Raw genomic sequence first — 24,760 nt, 5'->3', positions numbered from 1 at the left:
CTAACCTTTTGGTTCCACTCCACACCAGGAAGTAAGGGTAAGTGCAAAGAGCTTGGCCGCCTGTATCACTTCTTTTATTTCGATATACTCGTTGGGGTAGTGAGCCATTTTGGTTTCACCCGGCCCGATTACCAGCGAAGGTATATTGCCCACCTTTCCCAGTAGCCCCGCATCTGTTCCCCAGGGTGAGGCTTCTATTTTTATCTTTCGCTTATAGATTGTCTCAAAGTTCTCTTTCATCAATTCTGCGAATGGGTGATCCATTTCCACCGCATTGGGCACCCACTGTGCCCCGAAAAACTCCACCTTCACCGGATGGTTCTTCAGCCAGTCGTCAGTAGCGCAAAGGTTGGCCAGGTGGTCAATCAGTTCTTTTTTCACCTCCTGCATGTTCTCGTGCGGCCCCACACCCATGCGGCCTTCCATTGTTACCAGGTCGGGTACCGACGACGGCCATGAACCGCCTTTGATCGACCCCACATTGATGGGTAGCGGGATAGGAATATGGCTGTACAATGGATCGTCAATAGAGGCATTGCGCTTTTTCTCCAACGCCAAAATGCCCTGGTGGACTTTGATCGCCTGCTCAATGGCCGAGACTCCTTCGTAGCGTGTGCCTCCATGGGCAGAACGTCCTTCTACCGTGACCCGAAACCACATAGAGCCCTGCTGTTTGATGAACAGCTTCATGTTGGTGGGCTCTGGAATGATAGCGGCATCCGCAGTATAGCCACGAAGTACAGCGGCCAGCGTGCCCACTCCCCCCGACTCTTCCTCTATCACCGAATGGAAGATTACGTCGCCTTTCAGTTTTGTGCCGCTTTTGATCACAGCCTCAATGGCCAGTAGCAGCGCCACGTTTCCGCCCTTCATGTCGGTGGTGCCACGGCCATACATTTTGCCGTTCTCGATCTTACCTGAAAATGGATCGTCTGTCCATTTACTCCTGTCTCCTTCCGGCACCACGTCAATATGGCCATTGTAGATGATCGACTTTCCGCCACCCTGTCCTTTCAGCACGCCCACCACATTGGGGCTGCCCACATAGGTGTCACGGGAAGCTACAAAGTAGGGGCTTTTGGCAAGCTCGTCATAAACAGGATCCCAAACGTCTACTTCAAGGCCTAGCCTGTTCAATTTTTCGATCACGATCTTCTGCACGCCCTGCTCGTTGGTTTGTACGCTGGGCTGCTGAATCAATTGCTGCAGGTAGGAGATAGCTTCATCGGCGTGTTCATCGATGTAGGCTTCCAACGTCTTTTGAAGGTCAGTCATGGGCTTTGAAGTTAGCGGAGAAGGAAAAATCAGCTTCGGTATTGTTTTTCACATCGGCTAAAGAATAGCCTGGCATTAGTTCATCGAGATATAGCTGCTGATCGACAATGGAAAACACAGCTATTTCGGTGATTATTTTCTTTACGCAGTGATAGGTCGTCACAGGAAGGGAGCACTCAGTCACAATCTTGGGTTTTCCGTCTTTGTCGCAGTGGTTCATCACGGCAATGAGGTTTTTGGCGCCATAGGCGAGCTCCATGGCACCGCCAACACCGGGTACTCTTTTGCCCGGCACTATCCAGTTGGCCAGGTCGCCTCTGGCGTTTACCTGTAGCGCTCCAAGAATGGAAAGGTCAATGCAGCCTCTGCGGATCATGCCAAAGGCAATGGCGCTGTCGAAATAGCTTGCCCCTGGTAAAACCGTTACGGGCAGACCGGCAGCATTGCTCAGGTTGCCATCCGCATTTTCTTTGGGGGTTGGCCCCATGCCCAGAATGCCGTTCTCTGCCTGAAAAAAAACTCGAATATCTTTGCCAAGAAAATCGGGCACCATGGAAGGAATGCCAATGCCAAGGTTCACGATCATGCCGTCCTTCACTTCCTTCGCAGCCCGCTGAGCTATTATTTGTCTTTCGTCTCCCATACCCATTTCCAGTTATAGCCTTTCGATTGCACGATGTATTTCACAAAGATGCCCGGCACCACAATTTCCTCCGGAGCAAGTGCTCCCATGGGCACAATTTCGTCTGCTTCCACAATGGTCACCTTGCTGGCCATGGCCACATAAGGATTGGTGTTGCGGGCTGTTTTATCAAAGATCAAATTGCCAAAGGTGTCAGCTTTCTTAGCATAAACAATCCCAACATCACCTGTGACAGGCGCTTCGTAAATGTATTCTTTGCCACCAATGTTCACTTTTGGTTTGTCGTATTCCAGCTGCGTGCCTTTGCTGAGTTCAGTTAAAAAACCATTCAGTCCCACACCGCCTGATCGTATCCGCTCCACCAAAATGCCCTGCGGGGAAAACTCTACCTGTAACTTGCCCTGGTTCATTAAGTCGCCCGCCGTAGGGTTGGAGCCGATGTGAGAGGCCAGCAGGTGTGTGGCTCGCTCAAGGCAAACGAACTTGCCAATGCCGATCCAGGGGAAGCCTGCATCGTTGCCGATGAGCTTCACGTCTTTCACCCCGGAGTCTATAAGGCAGTCGATCAAGCCGGGGGGCGTGCCGACACCACCAAACCCACCAAAGAGCAGGGTCATCCCATCAAAGAAAGCTGATTGAGCAGTGGCGAAGTCGGTAACTTTATCGAATAGGTGCATAGGTTAGCTGCATTCTTTTAGTGATTGCTCCAGCTTGCCGAGGAGTTCTTCGGCTTCACTTTTGCTGATAATGAATGGCGGTGAAATTAATACACCATTTTCATCAATACCTTCTTTTCCTCCCACAGAGGGATAAATCAACAGTCCGTTTTGATAGCAGCGCTCAACGAGTTTTGCCTGTATTCCTTTTATCGTTGGATCCAGTTCAAGCCCCATCATCAGGCCTTTGCCCCGCACAATTTGAATGACGGGATATTTCTTTTGCAGCTCATACAGGGCCGATTTGATCGTAGCTCCCTGTCTGTCGACGTTCTTCAGCAAATAATCTTCCTCTACGGTTTCCAGCACCTTCAAGGCAGTGGCACAGGAGAGTGGATGCCCGCTATAGGTGTGGCCACTCATGATGAGCCCGCTTCCTTTTTTTATAGGCGCAAAAATCTTGTCGGTCATCAAAGTGGCAGCTATGGGCGCATAGCCTGCACCCAGGCTTTTACCTATGGCCACAATATCAGCTTGAGTACCCCAATGCTCCATGCCAAACCATGTTCCGGTTCTTCCCAGGCCTGTCATTACCTCATCGGCGATGAACAAAATCTCATTCTTGTCGCAGACTGCTTTGAAGCAGGCATAGTATTCGTTTACCGGTGCCAGGGCAGTGCCGGCCGCTCCCACCATCGGTTCGGCGACGAAGGCAGCAATCTTCGAAGCTCCAATGTCGTCTATCACTTTTTCAAACTCAGCTACCTGGTCTTCCAGTGCATCGTTTTCCAGGTCAGAGGATAGTGCAGGGTATTTCTCCAGCATGCCTTCAAATCTTTGCCTCCTGAGCACATGGCCTGATAGGGAAAGCGCTCCCATGGTGATGCCGTGGTAGCTTTTCTTCCGGGTAATGAAGTGTGTCTTTTCAGGTTTGCCTTTTTCCTGCCAGTACTGAATGGCGATTTTCATGGCCGTTTCAATGGCTTCGGTACCACTGTTGACGAAAAAGCTGTGGCTGAGTGACCTGTCAGGTGATAGTTCGTACAACTTAGTGGCCAGCTGTTCGGCTTCTTCAGAGGCAAACTGCGACCGATAAACAAACTGGAGCTTATCGAGCTGTTTTTTGATAAATGGCAGGAGCTTTTCGTGGGAATGACCCAGCGAGCAAGTCACCGCTCCGGAAGACCCATCGAGGTATGCCTTGCCGTTTTCATCATAAATGTAGACGCCTTTGGCACTAGTTGCCTTGAGGTACGTCTTGTTCAGGTTGGGTTGTATGTTGTGCACTTTCCTTTCAGTAAATATCGTATAGGTTTTGATTTCAGCATGAAGCCTTTTGTCGGTACATTCCGCTGAAATACAGCCGTTTGATTGGTGCTGTTTTAATGCTGTTGTTTCTGTTTTAGTCGGAACAGCAGTGTTTGTCACTTTTTGCTTTCTCAAAACATTCTTTCCCTTCTTTAAACGCAAAGTATGAAAGCCCTAAAGTTCCAATACTGTCTATATATGAAAGCCTGAAAAGCTCATATATTCCACTACTTATAAGCAGAATGATTGACATATAAACGCATACCAAAGTACAGTTGGCATCTGCTAAAATAGGTGCAGAGTTCAGTTTAGTTCCGACGTTTCTTTTCCAAACTACCAAAATCCACATGACTATGATTGAAATGATCGAAATCACAACTCCCCAAAAAGTCGTAATTGGTCTATGCCCCGTCCAGATATTATAAACACTTGTGAGAATCAGACCAAAAACCAATATGTAGAAAGCCACTCCTGTTATCTTTAAGGCAGTTCGTTCAAAGTCATCCCTTTTGCTATCTATATTATTTTGGATTCTTACAATCATATGAGCAATTCCAAGCCCCGATATAACTTCGATGAAACTATCAGAGCCGAAACCGAAAAGGGCCAAACTTTCGTCTTCAAATCCTAAATAGGTGGATATCAAACCTTCTAAAACATTGTAGATTATTGTGAACGCTGCAAGTCCAAAAGCAACTTTATACAGTTTTCTGTTATCAGTCATTGTTGTCATTTCCAATTAGTTTTCAGTTGAATAACAAAGTAGAAATACTCTCAGTTTAATGTGATCATCTGCGACCTTCGAACACCTTGCGTGCGCTATTTATGTCGCTCATCACCCTGACCTTTTCAGCTTCAGTATTCCAGGTGGTGACAGCCGATGCCGCCTCTTCAATACGATCGATCCAGGTGAGAAAATAATCAGCGTCTCCAGTCGAATGTATGGGCTGCCCACCCACGTTTACAAACACTGCATTGGTAGTGGCATACGGATAGATATCGAGGACTTCAGGATTGGGTGCGCTATGAGCCCGGAGAAGCACCCATGAACTGTTAGCAATATTCAAGGTTCCAGTGAAATCAGCCGTTGTGCGGTCGCCGCTTAACGTAATGGTTTTCACCACCTTCCCATTTTGAATAATTTCCAACTTGTCGATAGGCACCAATGAGCGAACAAAGCCTTTATAGTTGAGCCTTCCTTTTTTCGAAAGCGCTATGTCTCCGCCAGGCTCTTGATCATCGAGAGCAAACCCAAGCATAGGTCCATTGCTGGCAAAAGTCTTGCCTTTTTTGACGCCTTCAATGAATTTCTCATGCAGTGGCCGTTCATCACCTTCCTCCATTTTCACAAACGCTCGTGTCAGTCCGACAGGCCCCCGTAGCGAGGCGTAATTAGCCATGGCGTCGGTGCCACCGACAGGAGTCAGCCTAAATCCACAGTTCATCAGCTTGTACCATACCCCGGCTGAGATATGATGATCGCTATACCCAACCGCCTCATAGTAGTCCACTTTGCCCAGAGCTACATCTACAGGCAAGGAAAAGCTCGTGGGTTGGGAGAGGTCAGGCTCCGTTTCGAAAGGATGGACATAGCCCACAATGCCATTTTGGTCATGTGCGATGTCGGCTACCACGGCGTTGGAAGGATACGGACTCTCGGCGCCAGTATGGGTATAGCCGACGTACCCTGGAAGGAGATAATTGGACGTCAAGCCCAGTAAGCCCATGTGCCCCCAAAAGCTGGTGTGGTATTCCTGACCATGCATGATGAGGGTTTGTTCGTCTGAAGCATTGTCAGGGTCTACAGAAAAATACTCAATATCAGGAATGCGCTGTTCTTTGTTAACCACCAGGTTGTACACAATGTCGAGGTCTTCTGCCTTGGCTTGTAAGGCCAGGTGCTCGGGCGTGTTGCGGTAGTGCCCACCATAGTTCATATGCACATGCACGTCGGCTGACTTCCAGGTGCCGTGGTACGACGGAATGGTGGAGGGAGCCCATGAAAAAGCAATCTCTTTTTCCTCGCCTGCTTTCACTGCGACGGTAGCATCATTTGCCTTTCGGAAGCCTTTCCAGGCGGTAATTTTCACCTCACCGACAGGCACTGTCACTTTCACTTCTCCAGGAGAATGGAAATAGTAGGTTTCGAATTTTTGCGCCTCCCGGTTAAAAACCTCGTTGCCATGCATCCATGCATCGTCAGGTGCATAGCTCCTGTCACCAACCCTTACCGTCAGGCGGGCAGGTGTCGGTTGCTTGCTATCGTGGTAGGTTTTTATAGTAACAGTTGCCGTTGGGTGGATGTACTTCTTTTCATTGATCAGCAATGGCCACTTTTTGCTGGTAAGCCAATCCATCAGGTAGAGTTCCGTGTTACCGTGTTCATTGCTTATGTAGGCGATCTTGCTTCCGTCGGGTGACCAGCGGGCATGGGTGGCGTCGAAATCGCCGTATCCCATGGCCATGGGGTAGCCTTTTTCATCGGCCGGGGTCATCCAGAGTTGGTGCCACTGCTGGCCGAGGTAAGACGAGTAAATGATTCGCTTGCCGTCAGGCGACCAGTCGGGGCTGGCCCGCCAGTTTGTTTCTTCCTCACGCAGCAAAACGGGGTTGTAGTTGTTTACTTCGGTTCTGTAAATATTGCCAGACCCATGCAGCACATCGGGGTTGGTCACAAATACCAGCGATTTGCCATCGGGTGACCAGGAAGGGCTTAGCTGATGATCGGGCTGGCCGTAGTAGTAGCGGGGAATGGCGGTGGTGCGCTCCGGTGAAAGAGGTTTGGCTGCCAGCGTAATGTTGTTCAGGCTCCCTATCCAAATCCGGAAGTTGCCCGTTTCTTTTGTGGAGACAAAAGCTATTTGCGAACCATCTGGTGAAAATCGTGGATCGATATTAACAGCACCGCCCTCTGTAAGCTGGGTTGTTTTCCCGGTTTGCAAATCCAGCAGGTGAAGCTCCATGGCATCGTTGTCGTAGCGAACAAATACGACGGTGCTTCCATCGGGCGACCAGTCGGGCCGGTAGTCGTAGCCTGGCCCGTCGGTAATTTGTGTGGCAGTTGTTTCATCTATTTTCTGCTCCCAAAGGCTTCCTCCCATGGAGTAGATCAGGCTTTTTCCATCGGGCGACCATGTGGCAGAAGAAGGGCCGGTGGTGAGCTGTGGCACATACATTTCCCGGTAGTAGTAGGGGTGGGGGATGTCGATTTGGCCCAACACCCAAGGCCTTTGAGCCAATAGAGGAGAGAATGCTAGGCACACCAGAAACAGTAGTAGATTGATCCGCTTATTCATTTAGCTAGTTCGGAAAAAAGGGATGACAATCAAAACGTTTTACAGTGCAGCGGACAGGAATCACCCTCACAGAACTTTAGTGGATGTGAACCCCCTGCGTAGTAAAAGAAATGCCCTGCTGGCCAGAAGTAGAAATCATTACGGCTTCAAACAATGGCTCATGCGTTTCATCTTTTACCGCCCAGTCAAAGATAAAATTAGCCCCGGTGCCTCCTTCATTGTCTACTTCATCAATCACTATTTCTATCGTTTCCATGGGGCTGATGAATATCGGATTCTTAAAGTATGTTCTTAGCAACTCGCCATGGGTATTGTAGTAATCAGCTTTCAGCATATAGATAGAGTCAGTCAGGCTGGTATTTCTCATGCTGATGGTGGACGTAAGATCGTGGGTCCTGCTTTCCGACCGGCTGTAAATTTGAGAATAGACCGACAGATAAGTTGATCCTGCGACCAGCGAGTCCGACTCGTTCAGTTCAATGAACCTTTGTTTCCAATTTACCGGGTTTACCGAACTTATAGGTTCAGGCTCGTTGCAGGCAAAAAGTACAACACCTAAAGTCGCCGCCAAAAGTATGTGGCGTGCAAGTGTTTTAATTGACGAAGTTCCCCGTATTGAAATACCCATAAATTACCTGGTTTCGTTTGTGATTCAATTTACGGAACAATTGACGAAAGCCATGCGATGGATGCCTTATTGATCGATCAAAGAAAAATGTATTGTCTCCCCCTGGAGGCTTCAGCTTTATTCCTTCCCTAAATTTCTCTAATTTCCGAGAACTATTCGGAGGCTCAATCGCAGATGTCGGAACTGAAGACCATCAATCATGTAAACAAGCAACTCAGGAATCTCATCATTTCGTTTTTCCTTTTCCTTTTCAGTTTGGGCGTGGGTTTGGCTGGATTCACGCTCATAGAAGACCTGGATTTTGTGAATGCTCTCTATATGACCATTATTACTGTGGGCACCGTTGGCTTTACAGAGGTAAAGGAGTTGAGCGCAGCAGGTAGGGTGTTTACCTCCATCTATATTTTATTGAATCTGGGTATTTTTGCCTATGTGGTCTCCGTGATATCCAGCTACATATTTGAAGGGAAACTGAAATCAATTGTCAAAAGCTATCGCTCGGGTATGGAAATAAACAAACTAAAGAACCACGTAATTGTCTGTGGGTATGGCAGAAATGGCGCCCGGTCGTGCCAGGAGCTCCAAAAGAGTGGCGAGCAATTTGTAGTAATAGAAAAGGATCCTGACATGGTGAATATTATTCCTGAGTCGATGAAGCTTTTTATTGGCGACGCCACCGAGGATGACAACCTTACCACCGTCGGCATAGACCGGGCCAGGGCTATTATCATCACCACTCCTTCCGATGCGTCGAATGTGTTCATAACCCTGACAGCCAGGGCAATGAATGAAAAGATCAGAATCATAGCCAGGGCTTCCAATATTGAAACGGAGAATAAACTCTACAGGGCTGGTGCCAACAACGTCATTCTACCAGACTTGCTGGGAGGCATGTTCATGGCGCAGCTGGTGACCAAACCTATCGTTATAGAGTTTCTAAATCTGCTCAATGGCGTGTCGGGCATGAGCTACCACCTGGAGGAAGTTGGCTACGACGACCTGAAGCCGGAGTTCAAGGACAAAACGCTTCGGGAACTGAATATTTCTGCATCTACGGGTGTCATTGTTGTGGGCGTAAAAGACAATATCAAAGGGCTTATCCCAGGCCCCTCCGCCGACACTTTTATAGGTGAAGACGACTACCTTATCGTTTTGGGCTCCAATATTATCCTGAAGAAATTCTTTGATCAGTACACGCAGTTGAAGTACGAGAAGATGTGAGGCTAATTGGCTCGCTTCATGTGAAAAGTCTCCGTTTCTATCTTGTCTCCGTTTTTTAACCTCAGCCGTATTTCCATCTCCTCGTCTGATTTTCGTTCAAACACCAGGCCCTTTAGCTCGATTTTGTCTTTGGAAAAAGCTATCATTTCAAAAGTGATATAGTTTTCTTTCGTTTCCCAACCCACCAGTTCAGGCGTAAAGTGCTTGAGGCGGAGCCCCGTTTTATCGAGCACCATAAACTCGTAGAAGTTGAGGCTGCCATCGGCATTGTGGTGGCGGTACACGCCCATCATAGTGCCGTCAGCTGAGGGTGGTGACCATACTTCTTCCGAGGTGCCGCCAAAGCCATCGCCCGTCCATCGCCCAGCCAGCCAGGCGTAGTCGTTGATGTTGAAAGGTGCAGGTTCATTGCCTGCGGAAACGTAAGGTGTGTGAAAGAAAAGGCAGATGACTAGAGAGATAATTGCTTTCATTGCTTGTTTCATTAAAAGTTTTGAAGTGTAGACAACACGACGCCTGGTGAATGGACAAAAGGTAGGATTTATTTTTTTTACTGCTTTCCGCCAGCTTCCATTTTTCACCACGCTCCCATGGGAAAAAGGAACGCAGCTACTCAACGATTGCCAATTGAAGAGCCTTGATACTCCGATAACAACCTGCGCTCTAAACCGGTGCAAAGGCTGTCAGCTTGAAAGCGCCTTTTGCTTGGCGTCAGCAGATGATATAACGGGGAAGACCTCAAACTCACAAAGGTCGCTCCATGCGTCCATCCATTCCTGTAGTTTTTCCATCGACTCGGCTTCCATTAGTTGGAAGCATACTTCCACTTTTTCGTCAATCCAGCTGTTAATGTAGGTCACACCTTCCGGCATCAGCCTGCCTTTTTCATCAAACCTTTTGTACAGTTCCTTCACCTTCCCAGGCCGGAACTTTTCAACAATCATGTAGTTCATTTTTTGTCTGTTATCATCATTCGTCTAGGCAGGGAATCTCCTCTTTTGTAAACGGAGGCGCTATGGTGTACTCATTGATGCCATTGGCGAGGTCAAAGTCATGATACTGATAGTTGGGCGTGTAAAGCACGGTATCCCAGTAGATTGTCTGCGGATCTGTGGCTCGCAAGTCGCCGGTAGACTCCATCCACTGCTGCAGGTCAGCCTGCAGGCTGCTGATGGTCGATCGGTACTCCGGGTCAAGAGCCAGATTGTGCAGTTGGAATGGATCTTTTTTGATGTCGTAGAGTTCTTCTGGCTGCCGCTTCGCAAAGGTCAGGTTGAAATAGTCCGGTCTGGTTTCTGCAGTTTTGCCTTCCATGGCCATTATCAGGTATTTGGTGATGGAGTTGTCTACATCGCCATATTGCCCCACCGACTGATAGGTGGTGGGGTCGCCAGCTGGCCACCTGTCGGGCATGAAGTTTTTGATGTAAAGGTATTGCTCTGTTCTCACACTGCGGCTGGGGTAGCTGAGGTCGCCAGCCCGCACGTTGGCATGGCGTTCTCTTTCCGAAAACCCCCGACTTCTGTCTTTGCTGTCAGTGCCAGCTAAAAGTGGCCACAAGCTGCTGCCCGAGGTGAACATGCTGGCGTCTAACCCAGCAGCTTCCACGAAAGTAGGCGCAAAATCCACAGCGTTTGTGAACTCAGTGACCACTGTGCCCTCGGCTATTTTGGAGGGAAAGCGCATCGCTAAGGGCATGTGAGCGCCATATTCATACAAGTTTGCTTTGGCCCTGGGAAAGGGCATCCCATTGTCGCTGGTCATCACCACAATGGTATTGTCGAGCTCACCGGCTTCCTCCAGCATTCTGAGGATGCGGCCGCTTTCTCTGTCGAAGCGCTCCACCTCGAAGTAGTAGTCGAGAATGTCGTTCCTCACGCAGGGCAGGTCCGGTAGAAAAGCCGGCACAATCACATCGTCCAGCGACATGCCCGTTTGAATGCCCGTGTTGGGCACGTAGTCCCGGTGAGGGTCGGTGCTGCCAAACCAAAAGGAGAAGGGAGTACCAGCTGGCTTCTGGGCAAAGAACTCTTCAAACGAGGTGAAGTCTTTTCCTGCAGGGTTGTCGGTGTAGCCACCTGCTTTGAAGTCGCCGGGGCCCCAGCCTTTCCTGGTTTTGCCGGTGAAGTAGCCATTCTCGCCCAGGATGGTGACCCAGTTCGCAAACTTCTTTGGAAACACCGACCATAAGTTGCCAGCCGACTCCAGCTGGTGCGGAAAGCGACCAGTGAGGATCGCTGCTCTCGAAGGGGAGCAACTTGGCGCTGCCGTATAGGCATTCTGAAACAAAGCGCCTTCCCTGGCAATCCGGTCGAAAGTGGGTGTGTGTACTACCGGGTCTCCATAAATCCCAGCGTGAGGGTACGACCAGTCGTCGGCGATTAAGAACAGGATGTTGGGTTGTTTTACTTCGGCTATCTCTTTGGATGGTTGCGAGCCAGGCGTGCAGCCAATGGTGAGGATTGAAAGGACGATCAGGAAAGAGTGTTTCACTTAGTTAAGTATGTTAGGGTTCAACTACAGGGATTAAGTTATAAAAATCCCTTTACTTACTGCCCTGTCGCACTTTGCTTTTGAAGTAAGCGTATTTAAAACAGTACGTCTTGAAGCTTCAAACTTGAATTTGTTTTAGATGCGTTTCCTTCTCTTTCCTCTACTTCTTCTTATTATTCTTGAACTTATCGCCCCGGGTCTTCGGCTTCGTGTATTTCAGTACGATTTCCCTTTTGTAAGAGCCACCCAGGTTAACCTTCTTGTTCTTCGCTATCTTCTCATGGAAGCTTGGCCCTGCCAGGTCTTTTTTGGCATTGCGATGCGGGTTTTTGTTGTCGCCGCTTTTGGCTCTCTCTTCGGGCAGCAACTGATGTGATACTTCAATGCCTTCCGGCATCTCCACTTGGGCGATTTCATGCAACATTAGCACCTCAATGGCCAGCTTGTACTCTTCCTCTCTGTCGGTGAAGAACAGCAAGGCATTGCCTTTTTCCTCCATCCGACCGGTACGACCAATGCGGTGGATGTAGTTTTCCGGGAAGTTGGGCGTGTCGAAGCTGATGACGTGGCTCACGGTAGCCAGGTCAAGGCCACGTGCCATGACGTCGGTGGCGATAAGGATGCGGTTTTTGCCGCTGTCGAAGTTCTCAATGGCGTTGATCCGGTTGTTCTGCGACTTGTCGGTATGGATGATGCCCAGCTCCGGCGCCCAGGGATCTTCCAGCAGGTCGTAAAGGAGGTCTGCGTTCTTTTTGCCCGTAACGAACACCAGCACTTTTTTGAACGTGTCTTTGTCACGAAGCAGGTGACCCAGCAGGTTGGCCTTGGTGTGGAAATTGGGCACCCGGTAGGCTATCTGGTCGATGGTTCCCAGCCGGGATCCGCTGATGGCGATGGTAATTTTTACTGGCGCAATAAAGCTATCGTTGATCAGCTCTTCCACCTCGTCGGTCATGGTGGCGGAAAACATGATGTTTTGGCGGCGCTCAGGGACGAGCTCAAACAGGTTGGTGAGCTGAAAGCGGAAGCCCAGGTCGAGCATTACGTCCACTTCGTCGATCACCAGCTTTTTGATTTCTTTGAGCTGCACAGCCTTGCTGATGGCCAGGTCGTAGATGCGGCCGGGGGTGGCCACCAGGATGTCCATGCCCTGGGCTACAGCCAGTGCTTGTGTTTTGATATTGGTGCCGCCGTATACGCCCATCACCCGCACGTTCATGTACTTGGCGTAGGTGTTTACCTGCTCCACCACCTGCAGGACCAGCTCCCGGGTGGGCACCAGGATGAGGATGCGGGGGTGCACCTGCTTCGAAAACTTGAGCTCCCGCAGCAGGGGCAGCATATAGGCCAGGGTTTTGCCCGTACCGGTTTGTGCAATGCCTACTACATTTTTACCCGACAGGATGACGGGAAAAGCCTCTTCCTGGACAGGAGTGGGTTTGGCAAAGCCCAGGTCGTCAAGGGCATTGAGAAGGGGGGTAGACAGGTTGAGTTCTCTGAAGGAATCCATGGGGTATGCGACTTATCAACGAACTGCAAAAGTCGGGAGTATTGGCGAGGTAAAAAAATGGGGGAGAGTGTTGTTCTCGGGCGATCAGTTATGGCTTCGCCTCTTCAGTCGGATTTCACCAATGGTTCAAGCGTCTTGGGCCTTTTAGTATTTTAGAATCGACACAAGCGGACGTTTGCGCCAGGGGGGGCTGGTGTGGAGATCTTTCAAATATTCACGAAAACAGGCTTAAAGTTACAATCCGTTCAGTATCGGTGATATCGCCTAGCGTCAAAGTTCTTTGTATCTTGAAGTTCCTGACAATGAAACTGACTCCAGAATCAGTTTTGTCGGTTTTCCAAATTCAATTTCAAGTAGCCATTTCATGCTGGTTAAGTTGCTTATTAATTCTGAGTCTTTCCAAAATTGTTGGTCAACCAACATAGTTATGAAATACTCGTCGTCAATAAATTGAAGCCGGGCAGTATTGCCGTAATCAGCGCCGAAGAAATCGTTGGTCTTAAATTGCTTTGCAAGTTTGTTGACGTCCTCAATTGGCACCAATTCAGCATCATAATAGAGTTTATTTCCCTCAACTATCATTACTTCTCCGTCATAAATCGGTTGGTCCATGGCAAGCCCGAAAATAATTCCAACATTAAGTGCTAAACCCAATATCGTTATGCCAGTTACTGCCCAGTTTGATCCTTTCTTTGCGCCAGCCTCGAATGCGTCATTTACATCTTTGGCCATGAAGTTTCTAAAGAAAATAAACACTAGTAATCCATAGAAGGCAGTGAAAACAAAATTTGGAATCTTATCAATGATACTATGAGGTACCTGAAATATTCCATAGAAAAAAGCGACTGTAAATATCAAGGTGGAAGCAAGTGCAATGTAGGCTTGCTTTTCTTTGCCAAGTGCGATATAATTTTTATAAATTAAGAATCCGGGCGGAATAGGGCCTGCCAAAATAGCCGCAATGTCTATTTGCTTTTCTGTAAATAGCTTTTTCTCCATTTTTCACTGTCTCTGGTTAGAGTCCGAATAGACACAACTGATTGGTAAAAACCTCCATAGCCCTCAATTGCAGCGAGGGCTGCTGAGACTTGCGCTTGAAGCGCATCATTCAACCAATATATCAATTAATTCTCTTCTTAAGTTGTAATTCCTGGCGCTGCATTAGATATAGTCCTCTGGTCTTCAATCTAAGGGGATGTTTTTTATTCTGGCCACAGACCCTACGACAGGCCTTCGGGCTTCTCGCTCAGCGATTTCAAATCCCGAAGAGCGGTATAAGTTTTGAAATCTAAAAATACCGAATAGCCCTAACAGCACATAATTGGGTTTTCCAAGTTGCTCCACCAGCAGCATCTGAGAAATTTATTACCCTCACTAAAGGTGGATTGACTCCTGAATTCAGCTCATTACTAGTCCAATAGCGTTCATTTATAAAGTCACCCAAGCCATTTAAATGTAAATTGGCCTTCATTAACTCAAGCTCCTCCCTGGCTGGAAGATACCAATCATCGTATCCTTCCAATTCTAAATCATAACAAATTTTTGCTGCAGAATTTTCTTCATTGCAATCATTGACTATTTCAGGTGTATTTAGGGCACCGCCACCCACTAAATTTCTTTCACCAACGTATAATGTCCCCTGATCACCAGTAATTTCGATATCTGCACAGCCCCATTCAATGTTTGTGGCCTGATCCATGTTTGCGCAAACAAAACCAATGCCGTTATCCGTATTTAAGTAAGATATTAGACCGCCCTGATAGGAAGCACCATAAAGTTGGTCAAGTGAAACTCCGCTATTATATATTGATATGGGTGTTTCACCATCATCAAGTCTCTCCTGGATTGTCTGTTCTGTTGCCCTTGCAGTTAATTCAACAGTTAGTGGAGTGGATGAATAGTGACCCAGGCTATCTCTGGAAAATGTGAAATTAAATGTTTCATATCCCTCATGTTCGATGGTCAAATCATAAGAAGCATATCCATCTTTAATAACTATCGAATTATTTGCAATGGGTGCTAATTCTTGATGAAATGAGTAAGATTCGCTCGTCACAATTAATTCAGCACTTAAAAGCGTCTCAAGGTTGCCTTTTTCCGAAACATTGATGTAGAACCTGAATAAGTCCACCAGTGACAGATCAAACCCAACTAAACCAAAATCTTCAAGCCCCAAATTTTCAGTTGACAACACCTCAACCTCTAAATCTAAAATATCATCCGCACTTATAGAAAACTCGATAGGGAGTGGTTCATTGACATTCTGCGCTTGAAGAGAGCCCTCTTCAGGTGCAGCGTATATGATGTTGCTGTCTTCATCGAGAATCAAAAATTCGGTCAATTTATAGTCACCTACCGGAAGCGAAATTTTTTGACTGATAAATTCACCATCTAGTTGATACAGCTCGATTTCAGATGTTGAATATTCAGTTGGTGAGCCATCACTCTTATTAATGGTGACCAAAATTGAAACCGCCTCACTCAAATCTAGCACCCTTCCGCCGTTGGCTGACTGATTGTCAAACTTAGGTTTAAAACTAATTTTTCCTACACCGTTCGGCTGGCCAGAATCATCTCCGCCACACCCTGTAGTCATGATTAGTAAGGTAAGTAAGCTTAGTAGTTTTGTTACAGCATATTTCATGATTGGATGGTTTTGGGAGTAGCTTTGTTTAGTTTTTCCTTTTTAAGAAAGAACTTAGGTGGTTAATTATACCTTTTGTTGGATTAAGTAATTGATCAAAAGCGAGCTAATATACACAACCACTAGCATATTTTTCCATTATATTTTACTGGTTTTTTTAGTGAAAGCAGCTATTCCTGGGAATTGATACTAATCTCCCGTTTGTAAGTGTCTGTTAAATACACAATACGCTTCTATTGTACGATCCAGCTGTTTTCCAAACTGAGGAATGATTAATCAATATAGCTCTGCCTTTTGTCCTTTCTTTTCGGTAGATATCAGGCCTGCTTTGCAGTCTTTTTGAGCTTTTCTTCATGTTCCGAAAAACACCGCTGAGTGGGAAACGAGCAGTGCCAGCGCATTGAGTTTTTTATACGGGACGCAGCAGGTCTTTGAGAAGGCCAGAAGCCCTACGATAGGCCTTCGGTTCTGCCAATTGACTTGTCTGCCCTTTTTCTATTTTTAAGCATTGAATTATTCAAAAACCACCTTATTTATGATTATTATTGCAAATAAGATGATTATAATGTTCTTATTTAGTTAAAATGAAGAGAATAGTATGACTTTGCAGTCTGTATCCGAGAAGCAAATCATAGAACGCCTCAAGTTTGAGAACCCATGGTGGGTTACTGGAGTGATCGAGGATTTTTATAACGAGATGCCCAGGAGGCTGTATTTCGGCCTGTTCAAAACGCTGGCCTACGAAACTGATGTGCGCAGGGCCCTGATATTGATGGGGCCACGGCGGGTGGGCAAAACAGTTATGATGTATCATACGGTGCAGGATTTGATTGCTTCAGGTGTTCCCTCCAATAAGATCATCTTTGTTACGGTGGAAAGCCCTGTTTATCTAAATGTAGGGCTGGAGCAAATGCTGCGGTACGCCATGACGGCAGCTGGCCAGGAAGACCTGTCTGGTCTTTATGTGTTCTTTGATGAGATTCAATACCTGAAAAACTGGGAGGTTCACCTCAAGTCGCTGGTCGATAGCTACAGGGCATGCAAGTTCATAGCGTCGGGTTCAGCGGCAGCGGCATTAAAGTATAAGAGTTTGGAAAGTGGTGCCGGACGCTTCACCGACTTCCTGCTTCCTCCACTTACCTTCAACGAGTACATCCATTTGAAAGGGTTGGAGAATTTAATCAGGCCTTCAAAAGTAGACTGGCGGGGGGCTGATATCGACTTCTATTCGACCACCCATATTGAGGAGCTCAATAGACATTTTATTGACTACATGAATTTTGGGGGCTATCCGGAAGTCATTTTTTCGGAGAAGATTCAGGCCAATCCGGGTCGGTTTATCAGGCAGGATGTGATCGACAAGGTGCTGCTGAGGGATTTGCCGAGTTTGTATGGCATTCGGGATGTGCAGGAGTTGAATTCGCTGTTTACCACCATTGCGTACAATACCGGCAACGAGTTTTCGCTGGAGACGCTGAGCAAAGAATCTGGAGGTGTGAAAAAGCAGACGATCAAGACCTATGTCGAGTATTTGGAGTCTGCGTTTTTGATCAAGACGGTCAAAAGAGTAGGCCAGGATGCCAAGCGGTTTCAGCGGGATAACTTTTTTAAGATGTATCTCACCAACCCGTCCCTTCGGGCGGCCTTGTTTTCACCTATGTCTGCCACCGATGATATGATTGGCAACATGGTGGAAACGGCCATCTATGCCCAATGGATGCACCGTGACTGGTTCACTCCCTGGTATGCCAGGTGGCAAAATGGGGAAGTGGATTTGGTTGCTCTGTCGGAGGCTAAGTTTGAGCCGCTTTGGGCGCTGGAGGTGAAGTGGTCGAACAGGTATTTCGAAAAGCCCAGGGCCTTAAAAAGCCTGCTGAAGTTCAGTGCCGAAAACCGCCTGAAACATGTGTTGGTGACCACCATCGACAAAGAGGGGAGCAAAGAAATTGATGGAGTTAACTTGCACTATTTTCCGGCAGCCACTTATGCTTATACCGTTGGGAAGAATACTTTGAAAATGAAGGGTGGGTAAATCCAGGTACCGTGTATTTGCAGTAACGTAACGAGATGCCCAGAAGGCTGCATGGTGTGTTTTATCGAGGGCACACACCAACAGGCTAAGAAGACGAACGAGGATCAACTACCCTTTTACCAGGTCTTTTCTGCCCACTGTATAAACGATCATCATCAACACCGACATATAGCCGATTAGCCACCAGAAGGTGTTGGTGTTTCCGGTAAACTCAGGCAAAATCACTAGATAATTGAAGGCTGCGTTGGCGCTAACATGAGCAAGTATGGACGTGAGCACACTTTTAGTATAGTAGTAAAGCCAGCTCATAAAGAGAGTCCCCAAAACTACCCATGAAAGGAATACATAGAAGTCCATTTGCAGGGGAACACCCGCTCCGATGAGATAGGCTGGAAAATGCCAGAAACCCCAGATCAGGCCGAGGATGATGCTTGCGTACAGCACATTCACTTTTTTCATCAATCTGGGGAGTATGTAACCCCTCCAGCCATATTCCTCGCCAATGGCAATTAATATGATCACAACAACCTGTGGCAGTAGTTGGGTAGTTCTTAAATGAAACCTGGAGGCGTCGAAGTCCAAAGATGTGAGCATGGCTAACAAGGCAATGGCCGGAATTCCGAACAGTGAGAGGAGGAGCCATTTTAAGGCCATTTTCTTTGATGTTTGTTTTACAAACAATTCCGTGAGGCCTTTCTTGCCAGTTGTGGCGGCAGTCATAACCAGCGCCACTATTGCAGGCGTGAAAACTGACAAGATAGAGATCCCAGGATTATCTAATTGATAGGCGATAAAACATATCAGTGAGCTGACTGCTATGGCAAGCGTCGAGAAGATGATGATTTCTTTTTTTTCCATGCGTAGGGCGATGTTGATCACTCTTCGTCAGACGCCACCCGGCTAGCTTCGGTTACCCACTTATTTCCTCACCTCATACCACAGCTCTACCATGCCATTCTTGTAGGCGGTCACATCCTTGAGGTGGAGGGGTTGTTCTACGCCAATAGAATCAAAGAACAGGAGCCCTTCTCCCAATAGCATCGACTTCACCGTAACGATGATTTCGTCGACCAACCTGGCCCGGAGGAAGTCTTTGGCAACAGTAGTGCCACCCACTACCCAAATGTTTTTATAGCGAGGTTTCAGTTGTTCAGTCACCAGCTTTTCGATATCCCCTGCATGAAATTTTACATTCACCCTTGCCGACATCATTGGTCGACTGGTCAGTACCATTACCGGTTTGTTGCCATAGGGCCAGCCCAATGCCAGGGCGTGTTCATAGGTTTTGGAGCCCATTACATAGCAGTCGATGCCTTCGAGAAAAGTTGTGATCTGTTCGTCGGTTAGGTCTATACCCTTTTCATACGTGTCAGGCGTTTCAATCCACGATACGTCATTGTCCTTCCTGGCAATAAAGCCATCGAGGCTGGAGACCATGTGCAGGGTTATTTTCGAGGAGGTCGTAGTCATTACTTTCTATTTGGCCTTTAGCCGTATCACATAAATGGAGTCGGTGGAGAAAATGTGAATACTGTTGCCGCTAAGGGTAAAGCCAGCATTAAAAAGCTCTTCAGCGCTCATCATGCTGAGCGAATCGACGGTCTCTTGGTCAAGCTTGCCATTGTACATATAAGGAAGGCCATTGCTCACCTGGCGTGACTTAGTCAAAACTGTGGAGGACTTCGCTTGCATCGTCCGCTTCATGTCATGAGTGGTTGTGAGTAGCTTGGTTAGCGTGAGTGAGGTGCTGCTCAGTTCAGTCAGCGAAAAGATTCCCCCGAAGTTAACCTTGTCCTGATCGGCCTTGTCGTCAAACGTATGCTCGATATACTTGTCGTCAATCACTTTCCAGCTACCGAAGGATCCATTGTAGAAAAACTTTCCGTTGGGGTAGTAGCACAGCGAAACATTCATGGGACTGGAAAGGGTATGGCCTTTGTTCTCAGTCGCATCCTCAAATACCCGCCAATAGCCACCGGTCAACGTAGCTAAAGCCTGATTGTTGAGTACTATGGCGTTAGGGTTACTGAGTTCAAAGTTTTTGGGTTGTGCGATTGCGATATTAAGCAGCAGACAGAATGCAGGGGTGAGTAGGTTGGTGATTGTTTTCATGTTCCTCTGGTTTGGCAGTAATCGTTAACTAGTATTTGTAACAATATCATTGTAAGAGTAGCGTTATCTAAAATAACAATATTTTAGTCTTTTCCACGGTTTCTGCCGCAAATTGTGACTTCCGGGGAGAGTTTCTCAGTCATTTATTAGAACCAATTACTTCCTCATGTACTACCTTCCCATCAACATCGTGATGGGTAAACTTGATGAGGGGAATGCCCGCTTCCCGGTAGACCTGGGTAGTGAGAAAGCCTCCTTTTACTCGTAGAAATTTATGTTCTGGCTTCAAGTCATCCTGATCCCATCCTTGTGCGTGCGAATCGCTGGTAGGCCCCTGGCTAAACTCCCAAAGACCTGTTTTGGGGTCTACTGACACATATTGCCAATGCCGGTCGCCATTGATGACAAGCACTTGCTGATCGGCTAAATATTGGCGAAGCCATTCTCCCTCCGTCTGAAAGGACTGATTGGAATGGTTGTCAATTTTGCCTTGTGCCCGATCAGGCCCAACAATAGGGATGGGGGAGACGAGTACTTTAAAAGTAGCATCTGATGCCTCAACTGACTCCTTGAACCAATCGATTTGTGCTTGCCCCCAAATCGTTTTGTCTTTTCCATCAGGAGCCTTGTTGTCGCTGCGAAACTCCCGTACCTCGACCATCCAAACTTGAAGGTCTTTGCCCCAGCGTACGGTTCGGTAGGGCTTGCCTGATATAGGCACTTGCTCCCTCCAAATTAGTAAGCCGTCGTCGAATGTCAGCTCACCGAAAGGGTCAGAGAAAGGAGTGGCGTCGTCTTTAAGCAAGTCATGATCATCTTTTTGCAAATACAACGGTATGTGCTCGAAAAATTCCTTCAGCGATGGCCATGAGTTCATGGCGTGCCACTTGTGCCTGGCCAGTTCGATGGTGGTGGCCATGGGGCCTGGTTTGTCGTAGTACACATAGTCGCCGGTCTGGCAATGAAAAGCAGGGTGCAACTTCAGCATGCTGTCATAGATTTTGAAACCACGCACAGCATCATCGAACGACCAGTAATACTGACAGGTGGAAGAAGTAAAAAGCACAGGCACGATGTCGTCGGCGGCGGGCGCTGTGGTGAAGAAACTCGTTAGGGCAGTAACGGGCGACCCTTCGTCTTTTCTGCCCTGAACCAATAGCGAATAAGTCGTATTTGATTGCAGGCCTGTGAACTCCCGCTTAATAGTAAAGTCTTCGTAAGCCGAAACATAGATCCAATCGCTGTCAATTGCTAATCCATTTGCAGTCAGGCTAATTTTCACCTCCCCGAAGGCGCCTTCAACAGCACCCTCCATTTTACTGATGGGCATGTTTTCGTCGAAGTTGAGAGGACTTTTGAAGGGCGGCTCTTTCTGTTTGTGATAAACAGCTACAGGCTTTGGACTGCCGCAGAGCCTTGTCCAAATAACGACCGACGAGGCGGTGACTTCACCCATCTTGAAGCCCGTTGTAAAATAAACTGAGTCGGAGGTATGTTGGGCGACTGAGCTGAAGCAGAGAAACAAAGCTGCAAATGAAAGGGTCGACCGGATTTTGTTTGTGTAGTTCAATGGACAAATGAATGGTAGTGATCATTCAATATACAGTATTGTTCAATCAAAGTAACTCTGAGGGTGTTCGGAAAAGCCTGGTGAAAACTGAAAAGAGGTCAAGCAATGAATCTGCGGCGTAAAGCTCAAAATCAACGTTATTCCATTCAGCATTGGTGGAAAATAAAGAAGCAAAACTGGCATAATGCGCCCCGCCCGACCGGGGTAGGTTTGGATCTTTTGCTCCTTTATGTAAAAAGTTACTCTTGTAATAAAAATCAATCCCTCAAAAGCACCGACTGATCCCGGAAAAGCCAGGCGAGCACCTGATCTTTCAAAAGTTCGAAACGGTTGTAAAAGAAAAGCCATTCTTGCGAATGGCCTTTCAATTCGTATCAGAAGAGCTGTTTTACTTATCTACTTTAATGGAGTTTTTGTCAATCACCTCTCCTTTGGCATCAAGCTCCACCACCTCGTAGCCCAGCTGCTGTAGCTTTTCCCGGTTGGTGGCGCCGTCACCTACCACCAGGATATAGATGCTGTCGTCGTCGAGGTACTTCTTAGCCAAATTGTTGATCTCATCTTTGGAAATGGTGTTGATGATTTTGGTTTGCTGATCCACATAACTCTTGTCGAGGTTGTAGTGAGCGATTGTCCGCAGGAAACCTGCTTTCTGCCCAGGCGTTTCATAGCTTCTGGCATCCCGCTGACCAACTGAATTTCTCATAAAGGCAAGCTCGTCGTCAGTAATGCCTTTTTCACGGTAGTCTGTGATCTCTTTCATAAATTCCACCACTGCACTATCCGTAGCTGTTGCCAGCACGCCCGCATAGGCCTGATAGGGCCCCGGGTCTTCCGTCGAACTGAAATAGGCGCCAGCGCCATATGTCCAACCTTTGTCCTCTCTCAGGTTTAGGTTGATGCGGCTATTGAAAGCGCCGCCCAGCGGATAGTTCATTAGATACGACTTAAAGTAGTCGCCCGTGGCATCATATTTCAGGTCGGTCATGTAGCCTACACGAATCTGCGATTGCGGCGCATTGGGCTTGTCAACCAGGTAAATCTTGGTTTTGTCGCCTGACTTAGCAGGAGGCAGGGTGGGTAGCGCCACTTTCTTGTTAGGCCAGCTTTTCAGGAAACCTAGTTTTGGCAAAACCTCCTTTTGATCAACATCTCCCACAATCACCAGCTCGCCAAGGTTGGGTGAGTAGTACTTGCTGTAGAACGCCTTTACGTCGTCGAGGGTGATATTGGCCACTGTTTCCTCTATGCCGGACGTGGGCACCGAATAGATGTGCTCATCGCCATACAATAGCCGATCAAATACCTGCCCTGCAATAGCCGATGGATCCTGCTGGCTTGCCTTGATACCTTCCATTTGCTGCTTGATTACCCTGTCAAAGTCGATTTGCTGAAAGCCTGGCCTCAAAAGTTTTTCTTCGGCAAGCTGAAGCGTTTTATCGAGGTTCTTCTTCAGTGTGTTAATGCTCACCACCGTCGAGGTTCTGTTGGCGTAGATATTAATGCTGCTACCTATCTTCCTCAACTCTTCCTGCATGGCTTCGGCTGAATAGTTTTGCGTTGACTCATCCATCATGGAAGCCGTGATCTGAGCCAACCCGCTTTTCTTGGGGTCGGCCGCATCGAACTTGTGGCCACCTACCAGCGTCAACTGAATAGCAACGGTAGGAATCTCATTGCTTTTTGTTCCAATCACCTTAATGCCATTATCGAATTTGGTTTCCCAAAACTCAGGCACTTTTACGAGTGGACTTGGGCCGGAAACGGGTCTTTTACTTCTGTCGAATGGCTCGTTGGTAGGTTTCTTATAAGTAAGGCCAGAGTAGTCCGTTTTTGGAAAGGCGCTAACACCACTTGTTGGCTTCTCGAAGTTGTCAGGTTTGGCAGGAGCTGTTTCAGCATTGGGCAGGTAGCTCAGGATCACGCCAGGCTTGTTGTAGATGTATTTATTGAACACCCGCATCACGTCGTCAGCTGTAATGTCGAGGTAGCGCTGCAGGTCTTTTTTTATCAGGTTGGGGTTGCCGAATGCGTACTGGTATCTGGATAGCTGTGAGACCTTTCCGCTGACACTGGCCAGCCCGTTGATCGTATTCGATTCCTGGTTGGCTTTGAATTTCTTCAGGTCGTCTTCGCTCACACCATTTTTGGCGAATTCGTCCAGTATCTGGCGCATGGCTGTTTCGAAGTCAGAAAGAGTCTGCCCGGGATAGGGCAGCACAAACATGGTAAACTCGCCTGAAAGCTCCGCCGCCGGGTGAAACACGGAGGCCTGAATGGCTTTCTGGGTTAATACAAATTTTTTGAAAAAGTAAGAGCTTTGACCTGTTCCTAAAATCTCAGAAAGGCAATCAAGTGCTGCTTCATCAGGGTGCATATTGGGCACCGTAGGATAGGTGAACATCAGCGCAGGGAAGCGGATGTTGTTGTCGATATGCGAGATATAGCGGTCGGCAGGAATCACCGGGGCGTCCAGCTTCATTTTTGCTACTTCCGGTCCTCTCGGAATACTTCCAAAATACTTTTCAACAAGGGTGATTACCTTTTTTGGATCAACATCGCCACCAACAGTCAGCGAGGCGTTATTAGGGCCATACCACCTCAGGAAGAAGTTCTTCAGGTCTTCCAGATTAGCCCGGTCGAGATCCTCCAGTAGGCCGATAGTCGACCAGGAGTATGGGTGACCATATGGATATACTGCAGCAATGGTCGTTTCGTTCCACATGCCGTAGGGTGCATTGAGTACCCCCTGACCTTTTTCGTTTTTCACGGTCGCTCGTTGAACTTCGAATTTTTTCGTTGTTACAGCGTCGAGGAAAAAGCCCATCCTGTCGGCCTCAAGCCAAAGCATGGTTTCGAGCTGGTTGCTGGGTGCGGTCTCAAAATAGTTGGTGCGGTCACGGTTGGTAGTTCCGTTCAGTGTGCCACCCGATTCGGTCACAATCTTGAAATGTTCTTCATCGCCAACATTGTCGGAGCCCTGGAACATCATGTGTTCGAAAAAGTGTGCAAAGCCAGATTTATTGAGTTCCTCCCGGGCAGAGCCCACGTGGTAGGTGACGTCGACATGCACCAGCGGATCGGAATGATCTTCGTGAATGATCAGCGTCAGGCCGTTGGCCAGTTCGTATTTTTCATAAGGAATCACCAGCTCATCACCGGTTTTTGTCACCTTTTCGATGAGCTTGGTTTGCGCTTGGGAAGTGAATCCCAGCGAAATGGCAAGACAGAGAAGTAGCAGTTTTTTCATTCGGAGCATAGATTAATTAAAAAGTAGTATTGAGTCTTTAACGTTTGGTTACTGAAAAGTAGTGTTGCGGATATAATTTAGTACAAAACGGTGGTTCTAATAAGTTTTCGAGAGCAAAATAA

Annotated in this window: 20 protein-coding genes; 2 read left to right on the top strand and 18 right to left on the bottom strand. The window is 47.6% G+C overall.

All coding sequences use genetic code 11. The features are described 5' to 3' along the window. The 7 genes from RIG68_RS17170 to RIG68_RS17140 all read right to left on the bottom strand — a co-directional run bounded on the left by RIG68_RS17170 (nt 1) and on the right by RIG68_RS17140 (nt 7,806). Nucleotides 1-1,275, bottom strand: a complete 1,275-nt coding sequence (locus RIG68_RS17170) for a peptidase (RefSeq protein ID WP_350124900.1) — start codon at nt 1,273-1,275, stop codon at nt 1-3. Further along, nucleotides 1,268-1,918, bottom strand: a complete 651-nt coding sequence (locus tag RIG68_RS17165) for a 3-oxoacid CoA-transferase subunit B (RefSeq protein WP_350124897.1) — start codon at nt 1,916-1,918, stop codon at nt 1,268-1,270. Before RIG68_RS17165 ends, RIG68_RS17170 begins: the two co-directional genes overlap by 8 nt. Then, the gene (locus RIG68_RS17160) at nt 1,897-2,595 is read right to left on the bottom strand and encodes a CoA transferase subunit A (protein WP_350124894.1); all 699 of its coding nucleotides are present in this window, start codon (nt 2,593-2,595) and stop codon (nt 1,897-1,899) included. Before RIG68_RS17160 ends, RIG68_RS17165 begins: the two co-directional genes overlap by 22 nt. 3 nt (nt 2,596-2,598) lie before the next feature. Next, on the bottom strand, nt 2,599-4,002 hold the full coding sequence (locus RIG68_RS17155; protein ID WP_350124891.1) for an aspartate aminotransferase family protein: 1,404 nt from the start codon (nt 4,000-4,002) through the stop codon (nt 2,599-2,601). Further along, nucleotides 3,977-4,615 (bottom strand): cation efflux transmembrane domain-containing protein, encoded by a 639-nt coding sequence (locus RIG68_RS17150; RefSeq protein WP_350124888.1) that lies wholly within the window; start codon nt 4,613-4,615, stop codon nt 3,977-3,979. Before RIG68_RS17150 ends, RIG68_RS17155 begins: the two co-directional genes overlap by 26 nt. Nucleotides 4,616-4,670: 55 nt before the next feature. Continuing rightward, nucleotides 4,671-7,100 carry a CehA/McbA family metallohydrolase gene (locus RIG68_RS17145; protein WP_350124885.1) on the bottom strand — a complete coding sequence of 810 codons (2,430 nt, stop codon included), beginning with the start codon at nt 7,098-7,100 and terminating at the stop codon, nt 4,671-4,673. 154 nt (nt 7,101-7,254) lie between these two features. After that, nucleotides 7,255-7,806: a DUF3124 domain-containing protein gene (locus RIG68_RS17140; RefSeq protein WP_151997037.1), complete on the bottom strand. Its 552-nt coding sequence runs from the start codon at nt 7,804-7,806 to the stop codon at nt 7,255-7,257. A 174-nt stretch (nt 7,807-7,980) separates the two neighbouring features. Here RIG68_RS17140 and RIG68_RS17135 point away from each other — a divergent pair, with 174 nt between their 5' ends. After that, nucleotides 7,981-9,027 (top strand): potassium channel family protein, encoded by a 1,047-nt coding sequence (locus RIG68_RS17135; RefSeq protein ID WP_350124882.1) that lies wholly within the window; start codon nt 7,981-7,983, stop codon nt 9,025-9,027. 2 nt (nt 9,028-9,029) lie between these two features. On the opposite strand, the gene RIG68_RS17130 is transcribed toward RIG68_RS17135, so the two are convergent. From RIG68_RS17130 to RIG68_RS17105, 6 genes are all read right to left on the bottom strand, one after another. Beyond that, on the bottom strand, nt 9,030-9,500 hold the full coding sequence (locus RIG68_RS17130; RefSeq protein WP_350124879.1) for a DUF6265 family protein: 471 nt from the start codon (nt 9,498-9,500) through the stop codon (nt 9,030-9,032). 210 nt (nt 9,501-9,710) lie between these two features. After that, nucleotides 9,711-9,980 (bottom strand): DUF3303 domain-containing protein, encoded by a 270-nt coding sequence (locus RIG68_RS17125; RefSeq protein ID WP_350124876.1) that lies wholly within the window; start codon nt 9,978-9,980, stop codon nt 9,711-9,713. A gap of 16 nt (nt 9,981-9,996) precedes the next feature. Beyond that, entirely contained in the window at nt 9,997-11,520 is a 1,524-nt protein-coding gene (locus tag RIG68_RS17120; protein WP_350124873.1) for a sulfatase family protein, read from the bottom strand. 160 nt (nt 11,521-11,680) lie between these two features. Beyond that, nucleotides 11,681-13,030, bottom strand: coding sequence for a DEAD/DEAH box helicase (locus RIG68_RS17115; RefSeq protein WP_350124871.1), 1,350 nt, complete (start codon nt 13,028-13,030; stop codon nt 11,681-11,683). A 270-nt stretch (nt 13,031-13,300) separates the two neighbouring features. Continuing rightward, nucleotides 13,301-14,029 (bottom strand): hypothetical protein, encoded by a 729-nt coding sequence (locus tag RIG68_RS17110; protein ID WP_350124869.1) that lies wholly within the window; start codon nt 14,027-14,029, stop codon nt 13,301-13,303. A 289-nt stretch (nt 14,030-14,318) separates the two neighbouring features. Next, entirely contained in the window at nt 14,319-15,674 is a 1,356-nt protein-coding gene (locus RIG68_RS17105) for an Lcl C-terminal domain-containing protein (RefSeq protein WP_350124866.1), read from the bottom strand. 598 nt (nt 15,675-16,272) lie between these two features. Here RIG68_RS17105 and RIG68_RS17100 point away from each other — a divergent pair. After that, nucleotides 16,273-17,706, top strand: a complete 1,434-nt coding sequence (locus tag RIG68_RS17100) for an ATP-binding protein (protein WP_350124863.1) — start codon at nt 16,273-16,275, stop codon at nt 17,704-17,706. 108 nt (nt 17,707-17,814) lie between these two features. On the opposite strand, the gene RIG68_RS17095 is transcribed toward RIG68_RS17100, so the two are convergent. The 5 genes from RIG68_RS17095 to RIG68_RS17075 all read right to left on the bottom strand — a co-directional run bounded on the left by RIG68_RS17095 (nt 17,815) and on the right by RIG68_RS17075 (nt 24,638). Then, entirely contained in the window at nt 17,815-18,564 is a 750-nt protein-coding gene (locus tag RIG68_RS17095) for a CPBP family intramembrane glutamic endopeptidase (protein WP_350124860.1), read from the bottom strand. Nucleotides 18,565-18,624: 60 nt separating this feature from the next. Further along, nucleotides 18,625-19,176 carry a dihydrofolate reductase family protein gene (locus RIG68_RS17090; protein WP_350124857.1) on the bottom strand — a complete coding sequence of 184 codons (552 nt, stop codon included), beginning with the start codon at nt 19,174-19,176 and terminating at the stop codon, nt 18,625-18,627. Between the two features lie 6 nt (nt 19,177-19,182). Continuing rightward, a complete protein-coding gene (locus RIG68_RS17085; RefSeq protein WP_350124854.1) occupies nt 19,183-19,818 on the bottom strand; it encodes a hypothetical protein in 636 nt (211 codons plus the stop codon). A gap of 139 nt (nt 19,819-19,957) precedes the next feature. Further along, nucleotides 19,958-21,274 carry an alkaline phosphatase D family protein gene (locus RIG68_RS17080; protein ID WP_350124851.1) on the bottom strand — a complete coding sequence of 439 codons (1,317 nt, stop codon included), beginning with the start codon at nt 21,272-21,274 and terminating at the stop codon, nt 19,958-19,960. A 502-nt stretch (nt 21,275-21,776) separates the two neighbouring features. Continuing rightward, nucleotides 21,777-24,638: a M16 family metallopeptidase gene (locus RIG68_RS17075; protein WP_350124848.1), complete on the bottom strand. Its 2,862-nt coding sequence runs from the start codon at nt 24,636-24,638 to the stop codon at nt 21,777-21,779. Nucleotides 24,639-24,760: the final 122 nt, after the last annotated feature.

Origin of the sequence: Imperialibacter sp. (assembly GCF_040222385.1) — a bacterium.
Classification (GTDB): Bacteria; Bacteroidota; Bacteroidia; order Cytophagales; family Cyclobacteriaceae; genus Imperialibacter.
Note: the sequence above shows the minus strand (reverse complement) of the source record. Positions and strands in the feature narration are given on the sequence as shown.